Raw genomic sequence first — 18918 nt, forward strand, 5'->3', positions numbered from 1 at the left:
GCGACGACGAGATGGACAACGCCATCGCCATCGTCGGAATGTCGGGGCGCTTCCCCGGAGCGGCGGACGTCCAGGCCTTCTGGGCGAACCTGCTGGCCGGCCAGAGCGGCATCGCCCACCCGAGCGACCAGGACCTGGCCGCTGCCGGCGTACCGCCCGAGGTACGGGAGGACCCGGCGTACGTGCGCGCCACCGGCGCGCTGGACGGTATCGAGGACTTCGACGCGGAGTTCTTCGGCCTGACGCCCCGTGAGGCACAGCTCATGGACCCGCAGCAGCGGCTCTTCCTGGAGTCCGCCTGGCAGGCTCTTGAGGACTCCGGGCACCGGCCCGGCGAGGGGATCCCGGCCGCCGTGTTCGGCGGCAGCGGGGCCAACGGCTATCTGCTCTACAACCTCGCTCCCCAGCCGTGGCTGCGCGACCCGGCGCACGAGTACTCGGTGATCCTCGGCAACGACAAGGACTACCTGGCGACGAGGACCTCCTACAAGCTGGGACTGGCCGGCCCCAGCGTCACGGTGCAGACCGCCTGCTCCACCTCGCTGGTCGCGGTCGCCCTGGCCTGCCAGAGCCTGCTGGACTACCAGTGCGACCTCGCGCTGGCGGGCGGCTCGTCGGTGGCCGTGCCGCACCGCGCCGGTTACCTGTACCAGGAGAGCGGGATCGCTTCACCGGACGGTGTCTGCCGGCCTTTCGACGCCGACGCCAACGGCACTGTGCGGGGCAGTGGAGTGGCCGTCGTGGTCCTCAAGCGGCTCGAGGACGCACTGGCGGACGGTGACACGGTGCACGCGGTGATCCGCGGCTGGGCGACCAACAACGACGGGGCGGCCAAGGCCGGATTCACCGCGCCGTCGGTCCGGTCACAGGCCGAGGTGATCACACTTGCCCACCAACTCGCCGCAGTGGAACCGGAGTCGATCGGCTTCATCGAGGCCCACGGCACCGGTACCACGCTCGGCGACCTGGTCGAGGTCGAGGCGCTGCGCCAGGCGTTCGAAGGCGTGGGCGGCCGCTGCGCGCTCGGCTCGGTGAAGGCCTCGGTGGGGCACCTCGACGCGGCGTCCGGAGTGACCGGCCTGATCAAGGCGGTGCTCGCGGTGAAGCACGGCAGCGTGCCGCCGACCCTCAACTTCCGGCGGCCGAGCCCGTCCCTGCAACTGGAGAACAGCCGGTTCTTCGTCAACGCCGAGGCGGTCGACTGGCCGGTGCCCGAGGGGCCCCGCCGTGCCGCGGTCAGCTCCCTGGGCATCGGCGGCACCAACGCCCACGTGGTGCTGGAGCAGCCGCCGGCCAGGCCGGACCAGCCGAAGGACGCGCTCCCGCTCGTGCTGCCGCTGTCGGCGCGCACCGAGGGGGCGGTGCGGCAGGCCGCGGAGCGGCTCGCCGACCACCTGGAACAGGCCCCGGCGGGCGCCCCGCTGGCGGACGTCGCGCACACCCTGGTGACCGGCCGTGCCGTGTTCGACTCCCGGATCCACGTGGTCGCCGCCGATGCCGCGGAGGCCGCCACCGCCCTGCGCACGGCGGTCGCGCCCCCGGCCGGGGGCGCGATGGCCCGCCCGCTCGTGATGATGTTCCCCGGCCAGGGAGCCCAGTACCCAGGGATGGCCGAGTCCCTCTACCGCACCCAGCCCGTGGTGCGCGACGCCGTTGACGAGTGCGCCGGGCTGTTCCGGGCCGAACTCGGACGAGACCTGCGCGAGCTGCTCTTCCCCGGGGCCGGTGCCGACCGGGCCGCCGAGGCCGCGGCCCGGCTGGAACGCACCGAGTACACCCAGCCGGCCCTCTTCACCGTGGAGTACGCGCTGGCACGGCTCTGGCACAGCTGGGGCCTACAGCCGGACCTGATGGTGGGTCACAGCGTCGGTGAATACGCCGCCGCCTGTCTCTCCGGTGTGCTGAGCCTGCCCGATGCCGTCCACCTGGTCGCACTGCGCGGCAGGCTGCTCGCGGGGCAGCCGACCGGCGGCATGCTGTCGGTGGCGCTGGCCGAGGACGAACTGTGCCGTCGGCTGCCCCCCGGGTCGGCCATCGCGGCGGTCAACGCGCCCCGGCAGTGCACGGTCGCCGGTCCGCACCGGGAGCTGGAGGCGCTGGCGGCCGAACTCTCCGCCGAAGGCCTGCGGGTGGCGCGTCTGCACACGTCGCACGCCTTCCACTCGCCGATGGTCGCGGGCGCTGTGGAGCCGTTCCGGCAGGCCGTCGCGCGGCTGCGGCTGAACCCGCCGCGCCAGGCGTACGTCTCCTCGGTGACGGGCGCGCTGATCACCCCGGAGCAGGCAACCGATCCCGGCTACTGGGCCGGCCAACTGGTGGCACCCGTACGTTGGCACCAGGCGCTGCGGACGGCCGCCGGGTCCCGGGCCGTGCTCCTCGAAGTGGGGCCCGGCCAGTCGCTGGGTGCACTGGCGCGGCTCGGCCTGGACCCCAACGCGGGCCATGTCGTCGCCAGTACCCTGCCGAGGCCCGGCGGGGACGAGCAACGCGCGGTGCTCGAGGCGGCCGGCCTGCTCTGGGACGCCGGTGTCACGGTGGACCTCACGGCCGTGAACGGCGCCGCCGGCCACCGGGTGCCGCTGCCCGGGTACCCGTTCCAGCGCCGCCGCCACTGGATCGACGCGCCGCAGCCCCAGTTGGGCGGCAGCGGCACGGCCGAGGCCCCACCGCAGGAGCCGGTCGCAGCCGCATCCGGCGACGGCCCGCCGGACCTTGCTGCCGTGCGGTCCGCCGTCGACCGGGCGTGGGCCGAGGTGCTCCTCGGCGCTCCACCGGAGCCGGAGGACAACTTCTTCGAGCAGGGCGGCCAGTCGCTGGTCGCCGTGCAACTGCTCTCGCGGATATCCCAGTTGGTGAAGATCCGGCTCCCGCTTCAGCTGATCTTCGACCATCCCACTCCGCGCGGGCTGGCGATCGCGGTCGCCGCCGAGGCGCTGCGCGGCGCGAGCCGTCCGGACCTGCCGGTACAGCAGGCCGACCGCGGCGGCGCGCTGGCGCTCTCGCCCGCCCAGGAACGCCTGTGGATGATCGAGCAGTTGGAGCCCGGCGGCAACGCCTACAACGTGCCGCAGACCCTGATGCTGGACGGCGTGCTCGACCGAGCAGCGCTGCAGCGGGCATTCACGGCGCTGGTCGACCGGCACGAGGCCCTGCGCACCAGGGTGGCGCTGCACGGCGACTCGCCGGTGCAGATCGTCGACGAGCCCTACGAGGTCACGGTGCCGGTGCTGCTGCCGACCGGCACCACGGGGGACGTCGAGGCCGAGGCGCGGGAGATGGCGCTGACCGAGCTGCGGCGGCCGTTCGACCTGTTGGCCGGCCCGTTGCTGCGCGCCGCGCTGATCCGACTGGCGCCCGAGCGCCACCTGCTGGTGGTGACCATGCATCATCTGGTCACCGACGGCTGGTCCTTCCTGGTGCTGACCCGCGAACTCGTCGAGCTGTACGACGCGCTCACCGCCGGACGCCCGCCCCAACTGCCGCCCGCGCCGTTGCACGCGGCCGACCACGCGGCATGGCAGCGCGCACTGGTGTCGGGCGACCACCTCGCCGAGCAGACCGCCTTCTGGTCGGAGTATCTCGAGGGTGCCCCGACCGTGCTGGAGCTGCCCGTCGACCGGCCCCGCCCGGCCGTCCAGCGCCACCGCGGCCGCCGTCATCGGATCCAGGTGCCCGCAGACCTCACCCGGGACCTCGCCGCGCTGAGCGCCGCGCGCAACACGACCTCGTTCGCCACCCTGCTCGCCCTGTTCTCCGCGGTGCTGCACGCTCACACCGGCAGCCGGGACCTGCTGGTGGCGACTCCGGTGGCCGGCCGTGACCGGGCCGAGCTGGAGGGCATCGTCGGCTACCTGGTGAACACCGTCGTGGTGCGCGCACGGCTGGAGGGCGTCGAGACCACGACCGGGCTGCTCGACCGGGTACGCGACAGCGTCCTGAGGGCGCTCGCCAACCCCGACGTGCCCTTCGACCAGGTCGTCCAGCTTGCCGGGACCGGGCGGCAGCTCGACCGCAACCCGCTTGCCCAGGTGCTGTTCACCCTGGAGAACCGCATCAACGGGGACGTACGGCTGGCAGGCCTGGAGCTGTCGCCGGTCGACCTCGACCCGGGAATCGCCCAGTTCGACCTCGCGCTGCACGTCCAGGAGCACGACGACGGTCTGCAGGGCTGGTTCGAGTACGACGAGGAGCTGTTCCTCCCGGACACCGTGGCCCGGCTCGGAGAACACTTCCTCGAGGTGCTGCGCCGCGCCGTGGCCGAACCTGACCAACCGCTGGCCGAGCTGGTCCGGGTACCCGACTCCGTACAGCAGCTGCTCACCGAGGCGTGGAACACCGGTACCGAGTACTGGCCGGCGGGCAGCTCGCTGGTCGACCTGTTCGCCGGCGCGGTGGCCGCGCACCCCGACCGGCCCGCCGTGATCGACGGCGCGGTCACCTGGTCCTACCGGCAGCTCGACGAGGCGTCGGACCGGATCGCCGGCGTCCTGGCCGCCCGCGGGACGACCCCCGGGGACCGGATCGGTGTCCTGCTCGAGCGCGGTGCCGACCTGATCGCCGCGGTGTTCGGCGTGCTGAAGGCCGGTGCCGCGTACGTTCCCCTGGACCCGACGCATCCGGCCGAACGGCTCGGACTCGCCCTCGACGACAGCGGTGCCCGCCTGGTGCTGACCCAACGGTCCCTCATGGACCGGCAGCCGCCCGGCGACGCACTCGCAGTGCTCGTGGACACGCCCGAAGTACAGGCTGCCTCGGCCGGTTTCACCCCCCGTCCGCCGGACCCTCAGAGCCCCGCCTACGTCATCTACACCTCCGGTTCGACCGGCCGTCCCAAGGGTGTGGAGGTGACGCACCACAACGTGGCGAGGCTGTTGGGGGTCACCCGGCAATGGTTCGCATTCGGTCCCGAGGACGTGTTCGCACAGTTCTTCTCGCACGCCTTCGACTTCTCGGTGTGGGAGATCTTCGGCGCTCTGTGTCACGGTGCCGCCCTGGTGACGGTGAACCACTGGACCAGCCGGGACCCGGACGCCCTGGTGCGGCTGCTGGCCGAACGGCGCGTCACGGTGCTCAGCCAGACGCCGTCGTCCTTCCAGTCGCTGATCGAGGCCGAGGCGCGCTCGACGGCAGGCCCGCTCGCACTGCGTTCGGTCGTGCTGGCCGGCGAGAACCTGGACGTCGGCATCCTCGGCCCGTGGTTCGACCGCCAGGGTGACCGGCGGCCCGAGATCGTCAACATGTACGGGATCACCGAGACGACCGTGCATGTGACCTACCGCCGGATCAAGGCCGCCGACGTCCGCTCCACGGTCGGCACGCCCATCGGCACGGCCCTGCCCGACCTACGGATCCGGCTGCTGGGCCCGGACGGCGCGCTGGTGCCGATCGGCGTGCCCGGTGAGATCTGTGTCGGCGGCGCTGGACTGGCCGTGGGGTACCTGAACCTGCCCGAGCTGACCGCCGAGCGCTTCGTCCCCGACCCGTACGACCCCCGGCCCGAGGCCCGGCTGTACCGCTCGGGCGACCTGGGCCGCTACGACGCCGACGGCGAGTTGTACTACCTCGGCCGCGCCGACCACCAGGTGCAGATCCGCGGCTTCCGGGTCGAGCCCGGCGAGGTGCAGAACGTGCTGGCCCGGCACCCGGCACTGACCGGCGCGGTGGTGGTCGCCGCCGCCGCTCCCGACGGCGGGACGGAACTGATCGGCTATCCGGTTCCGCTGCCCGGCGCACAACCGCCGGCCGCCGCCGAGCTGCGGGAGTTCCTGCGCGCCCGGCTGCCGGAGTACATGGTTCCGGTGCACCTCGTGCCGATCCCCAAGGTCCCGCTCACCGTGAACGGCAAGATCGACCGGGCGGCGCTGCCCGCGCCGAGCCGGGAGCCGGTCACCGCTCGGGCGGCGGCCGGCACCTTGGTGGAGAAGGAAGTCTGCCAGGTCTGGTGCGAGGTGCTCGGCCTGCCCTCTGCCGGCGTCGACGAGAGCTTCTTCGAGATCGGCGGCAACTCGCTCTCGGCGGTGCGGGCCAACAACCGTCTGGCGCAGCGCTTCGGCGTCGGGCTGCCCCTGCGGATGCTGTTCGAGGAGCCCACGCCTGCCGCGGTCGCCCGGCACATCACCGCCGCTCTGTCCGCGGCCGGCCGTCCGCAGACGGACGAGGTCGAGCCGCTGACAGATCCGGCGACGCCCTCGCCGCTCTCACCGGAGCAGCAGGGCATCTACCTGGCCGAGCAGCTGACACCGGGGACGTCCGCCTTCCACATCGGGGCCGTGCTGCGCCTGCGCGGTCCGCTGGACCAGGCCCGGCTCGAGCACGCGTTCACCGAGGTGATCGCACGCCAGGAGGCGCTGCGGGTCGGTTTCGTGGACACCGCCGAGGGCGTCAGGATGCGGCCGGCCGACGCCGGTCCGGCCCCGCTGACCGTGCTCCACCCGCCCGCGGACGCGGACCACGAGGCCTTTGTCACCGACCTCTATCAGCAGCAGCTGGCCCGCCCCTTCGACCTGGAGCGGCCGCCGCTGTGGCGGGCCGCGCTGGTCCCCGCCGGAGAGCGGGAACATGTCCTGGTCCTGGTGGTCCACCACCTGATCTGCGACGGGTGGTCGCTCGGCGTGCTGCTGGACGAGATCTCGGCGGCGTACGGAGCCGACCGGCCCCGGCCGCTCCCGGCCCTCGGCTACCGCGAGGCGGCGGCCCGCGCACGTGCCCGGTTCGATGCCGGGGAGACGGCGGACGACGTGGCCTGGTGGCGCGCATACCTGGACAGCCACCAGGCCGCCGAGCCGCTGCCCGCACTTCCCGGCGCGCCGCAGCACGGGCCCTACCGGGCCAGTAGGCGCACCGTGACCCTGGCCGCGGATGTGCGCGCCGGGGTGATGGAAGCCTGCCGCGACCTGGGGGTGACGCCCTTCGCTCACCTGGCCACCGTCTTCCAGCTCGCGCTGACGGCGGTCGGGGTCGAAGCCCCGGTGCTCGGCTTCCCCACGGCGGGCCGTACCCCGCAGGACGAGGGCCTGGTCGGCTGCTTCATCCGCACGGCCGTGCTTCCCTCCGCCGAGCGCGCCGCGACCTTCGCCGGCGCCGTGCGGGAGGTCCGGGACCACCTGGTGGCCGTACTGGAGCACGGCTCGGTGTCGGCGGACACCGCCGAGCTCCGAGGGGATCCCTACCACGCCTGGTTCGTCCTGCAGAACACCCCGATGGCTGCCTCGGGCCCCGGCGGCACGGCCATGGAACCGGTACCGCAACGGCCCGCCACCACCAAGTTCACGCTCGCACTGGATGTCACCGACACCGGCGAAGAACTCGTCTGCTGGTGGGACTTCGCAGCCGACGTCCTGGGCGAGGAACTGCCGCAGCGGGTGGCCGACGGCTTCCGCGCCGTCCTGACGGCCGCCCTGGCCGAGCCGGAGGCCGCGCTGAGCGAGCTGCGTGCCACCGCCGGCACCACGCCTGCGCCCCGGCGACCCAGGCCTGGGCTTCGCTCGGTCTCCCGGCGCACCCCTCCCCGGCCGGCCGCCGAGGCCGGCCCCATCGACCAGCACGGCCATGTCAAGCAAGGAGATGAGTGTTGATGAGCGCGCAGTTCTCACGCGGGGGGACGGTCCGCAGGGCGGTCCGCTCCGCAGCCGGCCCCGACGCGGTCACGATCGAGCCGCTGGCCGCGGGGGACACGCTGCCGATGGTGGTGCGCCCGAAGGAGGCCGGCACCGACCTGGCGACCTGGGCCGCCGCGAGCAAGGAGTGGGTGTGCGCGACACTCCTGGAACACCGTGCGCTGTTGTTCCGCGGTTGGCCGGTGGCGGACGCCTCGGGCTTCCAGAGGTTCGTCGCGGCTGTCTCCGACGGTGAGCCGCTGCAGTACCGCGACCGCTCCACCCCGCGCGACGAGGTGGGGGACAACGTCTACCTCTCCACCACTTACCCGGCGGCCGAGCGGATCGAGCTGCACAACGAAGGCACGTACTGGACGGCATGGCCGCAGAAGCTCTTCTTCTGCTGCCTGATCGCGCCGCCCGTGGGCGGCGAGACGCCGATCGCCGACAACCGCCGGATCAAGGAGCGGATCCCCGCCGCCGTCCGCGAGCGACTGGAGCGGCTCGGCGTGCGCTATGTGCGCAACTACAACAGCGGTTTCGGCCTCACCTGGCAGGAGGCGTACCAGACCGACTCCCGCACGGATGTCGACCGCTACGCCGAGGCCAACGGCACCATCACCGAATGGCTGGACGACGACCACCTGCGGACCGTGCAGGTCCGCCCGGCCGTACGCACCCATCCGGCGACGGGCGAACAGCTGTGGTTCAACCACGCCGCGTTCTTCCACGTCTCGAGCCGCGATCCGCAGACCCGGGAGGCGCTGGTCGACGCGCTCGGCGAGGAGGGCCTGCCGTTCACCACCGCACACGGTGACGGCTCCCCGATACCCGACGAGGACGTACGGGCCATCAATGAGGCCTACCGCACGGAGGAGGTCGCCTTCCGCTGGGAGAAGGGCGACGTGATGCTGCTGGACAACATGTCGGTGGCGCACGCCCGTCGGCCCTACGAGGGCGACCGCAAGATCCTCGTCGCCATGACCGACCCCGTCGTCGGCGAGGACGTCACACTGACCGCCGACGGCGAGGGTGAGGAGGCGTGATGAGTGACGACATCGCGGGCTTCCGGGTCTCCCCGGCCCAGCACCACCTGCACCGGCTCCGGTCGGCACTGGCCGACGCCGACCCGTACGCCCTCCGGATCGAGGCGGCACTGCCGGGCGACATCGACCCGGAACGCCTGCGGCAGACACTGCTCGCCGAGGTCGCGCGCCACGAGATCCTGCGCACCCGGGTGGTGACGGCACCCGGCGCGGGCGTGCCGGTGCAGGTCATCGAGGACGAGCCTCGGATCGGCGCGCCCGACGCCGCGGACGGCGACCGGCCGGTACGGCTGAGCGTCGGCGAACCCGTCGACGGCACCCGTCGGCTGACCCTCGCCGTCGATCCGGCGGCGGCCGATCTGCCCACCTTGGTCCAACTGCTCTCGGCCGCGCTCGGCGGTGCCGCGGAGGACGACGAGCAGGAGCCGGTCCAGTACGCCGACGTCGCCGAGTGGTTCCACCAGTTGCTCGACGAGCCCGATACCGCCGGCGCACGCGACCGCTGGCGCCGGGCGCTGGCCGCCGAGACGGCCGAGCCGGATCTGCCGCTCCGCCCGGCCGGCCCGGCGGACTACCGGCCCGAGACCCTGGCCCTCGTCCTGGACCGGGAACGCTCCCGTGACATCGCCGCACGGACCGTGGAACTCGGCGTCTCGGAAAGGGCGTTCATCGCGGCGGCGTGGGCCGTGGTGCTCGCCGGAGCCAATACCGAGGAGCCGATACCGCTCGGGGTGACCGTGAGCGGCCGCAGCGCCCCGGAACTCGAGGGCGCCCCCGGTCCGTACGACCGGACCGTGCCCGTCACCGTCCCGCTGAGGGGCCAGGACATCCTCTCACTGGCTCGCGCGGTGGACGCGGCCATCCTGCAGGCCACCGACGACGTCGACGTCTTCCGCTGGGACGCCACCGCGACCGGCGATCGCGAGCCGTACTGCCGCTTCTCGGCCGGATACCTCGACGTCTCCGCGCTGGTCGCAGGCGGAGCGGTCGGCGCAGTCGTCGTCACCGACCGGGCGGACCGCCACGACCTGCGGCTGCTGGCCGTCCGCCATGAGCCCGACCGGCTCGAGCTGCGCCTGGACTACGACGCCCACCGCTGCGACCGCCAGACGGCCGAACTGCTGGCGGCCCGTACGGCCGCCGCGCTGGCGCAGTCCTGCGCCGAGCCTGCGATGCCCCTGGGCGATCTCGTCCCGGACACGGAACTCGACGCCGAGCTGCGCCGACGACACGGCACCGGCGCCGCACTGGCGGATTCCGAAGACACCGTGCTCGACCTGATACGCGAGCGCGTGCTCGCCCACCCCGACGCCTGCGCGGTCGTCTCCCACGACGGCCGGCTCGACTACGCCGAACTCGACGCGGCGGCCGACTCGCTGGCCGCCGCCCTGCGCACGGCCGGCTGTACCCCCGGAGACCGGGTCGCGCTGTGTCTCGACCGCGGCGTGCTGATCCCCGTGGCCGTACTCGCAGTCCTCCGCTGCGGCGCCACCTACGTGCCCTTGGACAGCCGTAATCCGGCCGAACGGCTCGCCGGTATGGTCGCGGACGCCGAGGCCACCGTGCTGCTGGCCGACGCGAACGGCCGACAGGCGCTGGGCGACGCGTTGCCCGGCTTGCCCGTGGTGGACCCGGGCCTCGCCTGGTCGGCCGCCGAGCCCTCGGTCCCGGTGCCGGTCACGCCGGACACCCCGGCGTACGTGATCTTCACCTCCGGCTCCACCGGACGCCCCAAGGGCGTCGAGGTCACCCACCGCAACCTGACCCACTCGACGCGGGCCCGGCTGGACGTCTATCGGCCCGAGGAGGACAGCGCCGCGCTGCTGATCCCCACAATCGCCTTCGACAGCTCCATCGCCGCCCTGTTCGGCACCCTGTGCGCGGGCGGTTGCCTGGTGGTGCCCGGCGACAAGCAGTCGACCGACCCGACCGCGCTGGCCCTGCTGGCCGTCGAGCACGGCGTGACGGACCTGCTTTGCGTGCCCTCGCTGTACCGCGCCCTGCTGGAGGAACTCGACGCCGCCGACCCCGGACGGCTGCGCCGCGCCGTGGTCGCCGGCGAGGAGTGCCCGGCCGGCCTGGTGGAGCGGCACCACGAAGTGCTGCCCGGCGTACCGCTCTTCAACGAGTACGGGCCGACCGAGGCCACCGTCTGGTGCACCGTCCACCAGGCCGCCCTGGACGGCGGCGAGCGGGTGCCGATCGGCCGGCCCACCCCTGGCACCCGGCTCTACGTGGTCGGACCGGACGGCACGCAGGTGCCCTACGGCGCCCGCGGCGAGCTCTACGTCGGCGGCCCGGGTGTCGCGGCCGGCTACGTGGGCCGCCCCGACCTCACCGCCGAGCGTTTCCTCGACGACCCGTTCACCCCCGAACCGGACGCCCGTGTCTACCGCACCGGCGACCTGGTGCGCCATCGGCCCGACGGCGCGCTGGAGTTCCTCGGCCGCACCGACCGGCAGGTCAAGATCCGGGGCTTCCGCGTCGAGCTGGAGGAGATCGAGAGCCGGCTTGCGGCCCAGGCCGGGGTCATCACGGCGGCCGTGGTCACCCGCACCGACGACTCCGGTGCGGCCCGGCTCGCCGCCTACCTCGTGCTGCGCGCCCCGGCCACCGCCGAGTCGGTGCGGGCGACGGCCGAACGGACGCTGCCGGCCTACATGGTGCCCTCCATGGCCGAGCTGGCCGAGCTCCCGACCCTGCCCAACGGCAAGGTCGACTACGCCGCCCTCCGGCAGCTCGCCCAGACCCGGGCGGCGGCCCGGTACGTGGCGCCACGCACTCCTGTCGAGCAGATCCTCGCCGAGGTCTGGCAGCAGGTGCTGGGCCGCGAACGGGTCGGTGTCGAGGACAACTTCTTCGACCTCGGCGGCGACTCCATCCGGGTGGTCCAGGTCCGCTCGCAGGCTCGTCGGCGCGGGCTGCTGGTCCACGTCACGGACCTGATGCAGCACCCCACCATCGGCGCGCTGACCCCGCTGGTGACCGCCGCCGAAGAGGACGGCGAGGTGCCGTCCCCGACCTCGGCGCAGCTTTTGCCGCGGAGCGTGCGCGCGCAGCTGCCCGATGAGGTGGAAGAGGCCTGGCCCCTGTCCAGCCTCCAGGCGGGCATGCTCTTCCACACCGCCTTTGAGCGCGGCGAGCGCCTGCTCTACCACGACGTCACCACGCTCCGGCTGCGCTCGGCGCTCGACGTGCCGGCCTTCGAACAGGCCGTCGCCGAGCTGTGCCGACGGCACCCGATGCTGCGGGTGTCGATCGACCTGGCGCATCCCGTCGGACCACTCCAGATGGTGCACCGCAGCATTCCGACCCCGCTCCGCGTGGTGGACCTGCGGGCCATCGGCCCCGACGGGCAGCGCTGGCGGGTGGACGCGGACATCGAGGACGAGCGGGCGACCCCGTTCGTCCTCGAGCAGGCGCCACTGGTGCGCTTCGTCCTGCACCGGCTCACCGACGACGAGTTCCAGCTGACCCTGGCCGTGCACCACGCGGTGCTGGACGGCTGGAGCGTCACCGTCCTGCTGGCCGAACTGATGGACTGCTACCGGCATGCGGCCGATCCGACCGCCCCTGCCCCGGCACCGGCCCCCATCGCCTCCTACGATCGCTTCCTCGCCCTGGAGCGGGCCGCACTCGAAGGAACGGACGGCGACTGGTGGGCCCGCCGCACCGAAGACCTGCCGACCGCCCGCCTCGGCGGCAGCGGCCTGGCCGACGGCGCCGGCGAGCAGCGGCTCGGCACGGAACTCCCTCCGGAGATCTGCGAGGCGCTGCGCCGGGTCGCCCAGCAGGCCGGTGTGCCGCTCAAGAGCGCACTGCTCGCCGTCCACCTCAAGGTGCTGTCGGTGATGACCGGACGCGACGACGTGGTCACCGGCCTCGTCACCAACGGCCGGCCCGAGGACGTGGAGAACTCCGAGGGGATGCTGGGACTGTTCCTCAACACCCTGCCGCTGCGCACCGCGCTGCCCCGGGGCAGCTGGCTGGACCTCCTCGGCCACGTCTTCGCCGAAGAGCGGGAGATGCTCCCGCACCGGTGGTACCCGATGAGCAGGATCCGCCGGGCCCGGGAGGCGGATGCGCTGTTCGAAGCCGCCTTCAACTACGTCCACTTCCACCGATACGGCGAACTGGCCACACGCAGCGGACTCGAGGTGCTGGACGCTCGGTTCCACGGGGACACCAACCTGCCGTTGATGACGGACTTCATACAGGACCCGGCCAGCGGGCGGATCGAGCTGTCGATCGCCTTCGACCCCGCCCAGTACCGCCCGGAGTTCATCGAGGCGATGGTCGACCGGTACCGGTTGGCCCTGGCCACGCTCACCAGCACACCGGAACTGCCGCACACGGCGACCCCGCTCCTGTCCGAGGCCGAACGGCTCCGCCTCGCCGACACCGCGCACGGCGCGAAGGCGGCACCCCCGGCCCGCCCCGTGGCGCCGAGGTTGGCCGCCGTGCTCGCGGCGGGCGGCGACCGGACGGCAGTCGAATCGTCCGGGCAATCCGTCAGCCACCGGGAACTGCTCGCCACCGCACGGAGCTTCGGCGCCACGGCCCGCGCGACGCTGGCCGCCACCGCGACCGGTCAAGAGCCCACCGTGGCGTTGCTCCTGCCGCGCGGCGTCGACCTGGTATCGGCCGCCGTCGGCTGCCTGCTGGCCGGCGTGCCGTTCGTGGTCTGCGATCCAGGTCAGCCGACAGAACGGCTTCGGGCCATGCTGATCGACGCCGGGGCCGGGTTGGTCGTCGCGACCGAACCCGGTGGGCTGACCGAGGCCGTACCGCCGGGGGTGCGCTGCGTCACTCCGCAGCACCTGCGCACATCCGCCGCGCCCGAGTCCGATGCCGATCCGCACCCCGAGGCACTCGCCTACCTGGTGTTCACCTCGGGCAGCACCGGCCGGCCGAAGCCGGTCGCGGTGTCGCACCGCGCGCTCGCCAACCGCCTGGAATGGTCACAACGGGCCTACCCGCTGCGGCCCGAAGACCGGATGCTGGCCCTCGCCTCGCCCGTGTTCGACTTCGCCGTCTGGGAGATCTTCGGTCCACTGCTGGCCGGCGCCTGCCTGATCGCCGCGCCCGAGCTCAAGGACAGCAGCACAGGCCTCGGCGAACTGCTTCGCCGCACGGGGGCGACTGTCGCCCACCTCGTGCCCTCTCTGCTCGGCGGGCTGGTGAACGAGCCCGGACCGGCCCGGTACCCGGCGCTGCGCCTGCTGCTGGTGGGCGGCGAGGCGTTTCCCGCCCGGCTGCTGACGGAGCTGCGCGCAGTGCTGGACTGCGAGGTGATCAACCAGTACGGCCCGGCGGAGGCGACCATCGACGCCACCTTCCACCGGACCGACGCCTCGGATCGCGGGCAGCCGGACGGGCCGGCCACCGTGCCCGTCGGACGGCCGATCGACAGCGTCAGCATCCACCTGCTCGGTGAGAACCTCCTCCCGGTGCCGCCCGGCTGCGTCGGCGAGATCTTCATCGGAGGCGAGGCGCCGGCCCGTGGCTATCACGGCCACCCGGGACGTACGGCCGAGGCGTTCCTGCCCGACCCGTATGCCGGCGTCCCCGGTGCCCGGATGTACCGGACCGGAGACCTTGCCCGACTGCTGCCGGACGGCTCACTCGAGTTCCTGGGCCGCACCGACGACCAGGTCCAGGTCAACGGCGTTCGAGTGGAACCGGGCGAAATCGAGGCGGCATTGCACTCGGGCGGGCAGCTGGCGGAGGCCGCAGTCGTCGTGCACCCCGCGGACCGCGGTGGTGTGCGCCTGGTGGCGCACGTGGTGCCCCGTGAGGGTGTCCGGCTGACTGCTGAGGAGGTCCTCGCAGGACTGGAGGGCCTGCCGGAGGCGCTGCGCCCGCGGCTCGCCGTGATCCATGGCGCACTGCCACGCACCGCGAGCGGCAAGATCGACCGGTCGGCGCTGCGGACGGCCGAACTGCCCGACCGGTCCCGGACCGCCCGCGTGGAGGCGGCCACGGAGCTGGAACGACGGCTTGCGGCACGGTGGTCGGAGGTCCTCGGCACACCCGGTCCGGGGGTGACGGACGACTTCTTCGACCTCGGCGGCGACTCCGTCCTCGCCCTGCAACTGGTGGCCCGGGCCCGGCGCGACGAGATCGCGCTGACGCCCAGGTTGATCTACACCCACCGGACCATCCGCGCGCTGGCCCGGGCGCTGAGCGCGGCCGACCCGTCCGGGGCCACGTCCACGACGGGGGGGAGGCCCGCCGCACTGGTGACGCTGCGCCGGGACGGCGACCTGCCGCCGTTCTTCTGCGTGCACGCCAGCAACGGCTCCGCCGCCCCCTACGCCGCGCTGGCCACGGCGGTGCCCCGCGCCCGGCCGTTCTTCGCGCTGGATGCGGAGGGACTGGCGCCGGACGGTCCGGAGCTGGCCTCCGTGCCGGCTCTTGCGGCCCACTATGTGGAACAGATACGGGCCGAGCAGCCGAACGGGCCGTACCGGCTCGGCGGTTGGTCGACGGGTGCCGCGGTCGCCCACGAGCTGGCCGCTCAGCTCAGGGCGGCGGGCGAGCAGGTCACCGCCCTGGTGCTGTTCGACCCGGCGATCCCGCCGAGGCTGGACGCCCCACCGGAGCATGCCCTGGTGCTGTGGCTGTTCCTGCGGGACCTGGCCGGTCTGGTCGGCCGTCCGATGCCGCCGCTCGAGGTCGAGCAGCTGAGGCCGCTCGGCCCCGCTGCCCGGACGCAGACGGTGCTGTCCGCGATCCGTGAGGCCGGCCTCGTGGCCGAGGAGGCGATGCCTGAGGTGGCCGCACGGCTGGGCGTCTTCGGAGCGATGGTCTCGTCCGCCGCTGTCTGGCAACCGTCTGTTTACGACGGTCCGTTGACCCTCATGGTGGCCGGGGACGCCACAGTGGCGGAGGAACGCTTCGCCGGATGGCGGGCGTTCACCACCGGGGACGCGGCCGCTCTGCCGGTCGCGGGCGACCACCACACCATGCTGCGCGCGCCCGCCGTCGCCGCTTTGGCCGAGCTCCTCGACCGCTGCCTGGACGAGTAGCGTCACCGCGTAGCCCGGGGCCGCGTCGCGCCGGCCCCGGGCTACCCGACGCTGAACGGTGGCGCGAGCACCGGGGGAACCGGACCGCGGGTCGCGGTCACGCCGCGGTTGCAGGCAGGTCGGCGGCGCGAGGACCCGGCGTCAGTGGTGCATCAGAGGCTCCCGTAGCAGTCGGAAGACGTTCGCGATGGCCGAGATTGCGGACCGGTCGGGTGGGGCCACCCCTGCTGATTCCGTTAGACCTGACGCGGACAGCCGGCTCGCCGACTTCATCTTCGGTCAGTACGCCGACAAGACCGGCGCGCGAGCACGACGGACCGGATCCCACCCGGCGTCCGCCTGCTGCTTTGCCCCAGCCGGGCCGGCAATCCGTGCCGCCGTCAGCTCAACGGTCAAAAAGGCACTCCTTTACGTAGGTTGGCGTGCCCGGAGCCCATTCGAACACCGTTCGCCGTCGTGGCGCAGTGGTGAACCTGTCGCACGCGGATACCGTTGTCGAAGCGCTATGCGAAGGGGTTCTCATGGAAACGGCAGACACCACCGGACGCATACGCGGCGGGGGAGGGGACATTTCCGACGGCTTCACAGAGTTGCGGGCGAGCGAGTTCGGCTTCCTCGACGAGGGCGGACACACCTACCTCGACCACACGGGCGCCGGACTTCCCCCGCGCTCCCTCGTCACCGGGAGCGCGGAGCGGATCACCGGCGGACTGTTCGGCAACCCGCACTCGGAGAGCCCGGCCTCCCTCTCCTCCGGACTTCTGCTCGCCGAGGCGCGCGAGGCCGTCCTGCGACACTTCAACGCCGACCCCGCCGAGTACGCGGTGATCTTTACTCCCAACGCAACGGGCGCCCTGCGGCTGGTCGGCGAGGCGTATCCCTTCACGCGCGGCGGCAGGCTCGTGATGTCGCTCGACAACCACAACTCGGTCAACGGCCTGAGGGAGTACGCGCGGGCACGGGGAGCCGCGACCGCCTATGTACCTGTGATTGGGCCCGGCCTGCAGATGGACGAGGGTCGACTGCAGGCCGCTCTGTGCACACGGGGCCGGCGATTCGGTCTTCTGCAGAGGCACGAGGGCGGCCGCTCGCGCGGACTGCTGGCCTATCCGGCGCAGAGCACCCACTGGCGCAGGGCACCAACGCGCTTCGGTTCCCCGGACTGCGACCCGACATCAGACTGATGGATGTCGTCGGGGGGTGCGGCTCGCTCGATGCGTACGCCGCCGGACACGGCCTCATACACCTCCTCGACGGTGCCGACCCCGAACGCTCCGCACAGAGCGGCCGGTTCGCCCGCGTACGCGACCTCGCCACGGGCAGTGAGGAACACGACCTGGTCGCAGCGGAGCAGATCGGCGAGGACGTGGGTGGTCAGCACGACAGTGGTGCCGTCCTCGGCCAGGGCGCGCAGGGTCCGCAGTAGGTCGGCCCCCGTGACCGGGTCGAGCCCGGACGTTGGCTCGTCGAGGAAGAGCACCCTGGGCCGGGTCAGCAACTCGACCGCGATGCTGGCCCGCTTGCGTTCACCCCCGCTCAGCGCGCGCACTGGCGTCCCGGCCCGATCGGAGAGCCCGAGGGTTTCCAGGACCCGGTCGACGGTCGCGGTGAGGGTCAGGGCCGGCGTACCCGGAAGCATGCGCAGGCCCGCCGCGTACACCAGCGTTCTGCGCAACGTCAGCTCGCGGTGGATGATGTCCTCCTGCGGAACGAACCCGAACTCCCGCCCCGGCGGACCAGGTTGCCCCCCGTCGTGCAGCACCTCGCCCTCGGTCGGCGCGCTGAGTCCCGCCAGCATCTGCAACAGAATCGTCTTACCCGCGCCGCTGCTTCCGGCGATCACGGTGAGCTGTCCGGGAGCGATGTCGAGCGTGATGTCGTGCAGCACCCGACCGGCCCCGCCAACGTCCCGGCTAGCCCGACGCACCTGCAGGCGCAGGCCGTTGACCGACGGGCGGGGGACATCGATGGGGCCGCCTGGGCGTATGGGCGAGGTCGACATGGGTGCAGCATGCCAGGGGAGTCTGCTCGGCGTCGCCTCGAAGAGGGATCAGCGCACCAGCGTGTTATCTTCGGCCCTGACGGCAAGGAAGTCGGCGAGGTCTGCTGCGTCAGCCGGGGCGGCGACAAGGTCCTGAGCGGCCGACCGTTTGCCGGACGGCGGTCACCCTCCCGATGGACGGCCGAGCCCTCCAGGTCCTCGACGAGCGGCGTGTCCTGCCGGCCCCTGTCCAGCCCGCTGCTGGCCTCGACCTGCGGCGGCACGGGTCGGCTACTCCTCGGTGCGGGCGAAGGCCGACGTTGATGTGCTCTGGTGCGTTGTCCGTGGTGGTCCAGGTGCTGGCTGCCCGCCCTGACTGCCGGCCCGCCCAGGGGCATGCCCCGGAGGTCGGTACCGTCATGATCAGGGTCGGTTTGCCGGTCTGCCCTTCGACCGCGGAGCGGGCATGAACAGCTCCGCGCACCGCCTCTCCCGGGGCCTTTCGGACAAGTGGCGGGGTCTCCCCACTTACGTGTCGGGACCGGCAGGAGAGGTTGAAGGCGCTCATGAGGTCGCTACTCGATGAGCCCGGTCCTGGAGCCTGGCCGTCTGCCTGTGTCTGGATGTGACAGAATCTGGTCATTGCGGCCATCGCGGCGGGGCGAAATGATCGGCGCATGCTCCAACCGCACAGGGTCGTCATCGCCGCCTTCCCGGGCGTCGAACTACTCAACGTCACGGGTCCCGCCGAGGTGTTCTCGGTCGCCACCCGGGTCGCCGGCACCGGCCGGCCCGGCTACACCGTCCGCATCGCGACAGCCGAGGGTGCTCCGGTGGCGACCTCCAGCGGGATCCGGCTGATGGCCGACCTGCCGCTCGACGAGGTGAACGGCGACGTGGACACGTTGCTCGTGTCGGGTGCCGTCCGTGTGGACGACCAAGGCGTGGAGCCGGTGCTGGACAGCGGGATCATCGACTGGCTACGTGAGGCGGCGCCCGGGACCCACCGGGTGGGCTCCATCTGCTCGGGCACGCACCTGCTGGCCGCGGCGGGCCTGCTGGACGGCCTTTCCGCCACGACGCACTGGCTGACGGCAGCACGGCTGGCCGCCGACCACCCGCGTGTCACAGTCGATCCGGGGCCTTGACCCCGGAGTTTGAACACGTCTATGCGGCTCGGGCCAGGGTAGTTGATGTTGGGTGGACGGTGATCTCGTAGGTGATCGGGGCTCGCTGGCCGAGCCGGGAATGACGGCGTCGGGTGT

At 72.7% G+C, this 18918-nt stretch carries 6 protein-coding genes; 5 read left to right on the forward strand and 1 reads right to left on the reverse strand.

Annotation, left to right across the window (positions count from 1 at the left end):
* Positions 1–11 precede the first annotated feature (11 nt).
* The 4 genes from Q8A52_RS47725 to Q8A52_RS47740 all read left to right on the forward strand — a co-directional run bounded on the left by Q8A52_RS47725 (position 12) and on the right by Q8A52_RS47740 (position 16856).
* Positions 12–7574, forward strand: a complete 7563-nt coding sequence (locus Q8A52_RS47725; RefSeq protein WP_316764854.1) for a non-ribosomal peptide synthetase/type I polyketide synthase — start codon at positions 12–14, stop codon at positions 7572–7574.
* Positions 7574–8641: a TauD/TfdA family dioxygenase gene (locus tag Q8A52_RS47730; RefSeq protein WP_316764856.1), complete on the forward strand. Its 1068-nt coding sequence runs from the start codon at positions 7574–7576 to the stop codon at positions 8639–8641. The genes Q8A52_RS47725 and Q8A52_RS47730 overlap by 1 nt, the downstream gene beginning before the upstream one ends.
* Complete coding sequence (locus Q8A52_RS47735; protein ID WP_316764859.1) at positions 8641–15672, forward strand: non-ribosomal peptide synthetase; 7032 nt, start codon at positions 8641–8643, stop codon at positions 15670–15672. The genes Q8A52_RS47730 and Q8A52_RS47735 overlap by 1 nt, the downstream gene beginning before the upstream one ends.
* A 521-nt stretch (positions 15673–16193) precedes the next feature.
* Positions 16194–16856, forward strand: a complete 663-nt coding sequence (locus Q8A52_RS47740; RefSeq protein ID WP_316764862.1) for an aminotransferase class V-fold PLP-dependent enzyme — start codon at positions 16194–16196, stop codon at positions 16854–16856.
* Here Q8A52_RS47740 and Q8A52_RS47745 read toward each other — a convergent pair.
* Positions 16778–17560 carry an ABC transporter ATP-binding protein gene (locus Q8A52_RS47745; protein WP_316764865.1) on the reverse strand — a complete coding sequence of 261 codons (783 nt, stop codon included), beginning with the start codon at positions 17558–17560 and terminating at the stop codon, positions 16778–16780. The two genes, Q8A52_RS47740 and Q8A52_RS47745, sit on opposite strands and share 79 nt — an antisense overlap.
* A 770-nt stretch (positions 17561–18330) precedes the next feature.
* Between Q8A52_RS47745 and Q8A52_RS47750 the strand changes: the two genes are divergently transcribed.
* Entirely contained in the window at positions 18331–18801 is a 471-nt protein-coding gene (locus Q8A52_RS47750; RefSeq protein WP_316764868.1) for a DJ-1/PfpI family protein, read from the forward strand.
* Positions 18802–18918 lie beyond the last annotated feature (117 nt).

It is taken from the genome of Streptomyces herbicida (assembly GCF_032656585.1).
Taxonomy (GTDB): Bacteria; Actinomycetota; Actinomycetes; order Streptomycetales; family Streptomycetaceae; genus Streptomyces; species Streptomyces herbicida.

Excerpts from the sequence above, each read along its gene's own strand:
- Q8A52_RS47725 (WP_316764854.1), top strand. The coding sequence starts at position 12 with ATGGACAACGCCATCGCCATCGTCGGAATGTCGGGGCGCTTCCCCGGA.
- Q8A52_RS47730 (WP_316764856.1), top strand. The coding sequence starts at position 7,574 with ATGAGCGCGCAGTTCTCACGCGGGGGGACGGTCCGCAGGGCGGTCCGC.
- Q8A52_RS47735 (WP_316764859.1), top strand. The coding sequence starts at position 8,641 with ATGAGTGACGACATCGCGGGCTTCCGGGTCTCCCCGGCCCAGCACCAC.
- Q8A52_RS47740 (WP_316764862.1), top strand. The coding sequence starts at position 16,194 with ATGGAAACGGCAGACACCACCGGACGCATACGCGGCGGGGGAGGGGAC.
- Q8A52_RS47750 (WP_316764868.1), top strand. The coding sequence starts at position 18,331 with ATGCTCCAACCGCACAGGGTCGTCATCGCCGCCTTCCCGGGCGTCGAA.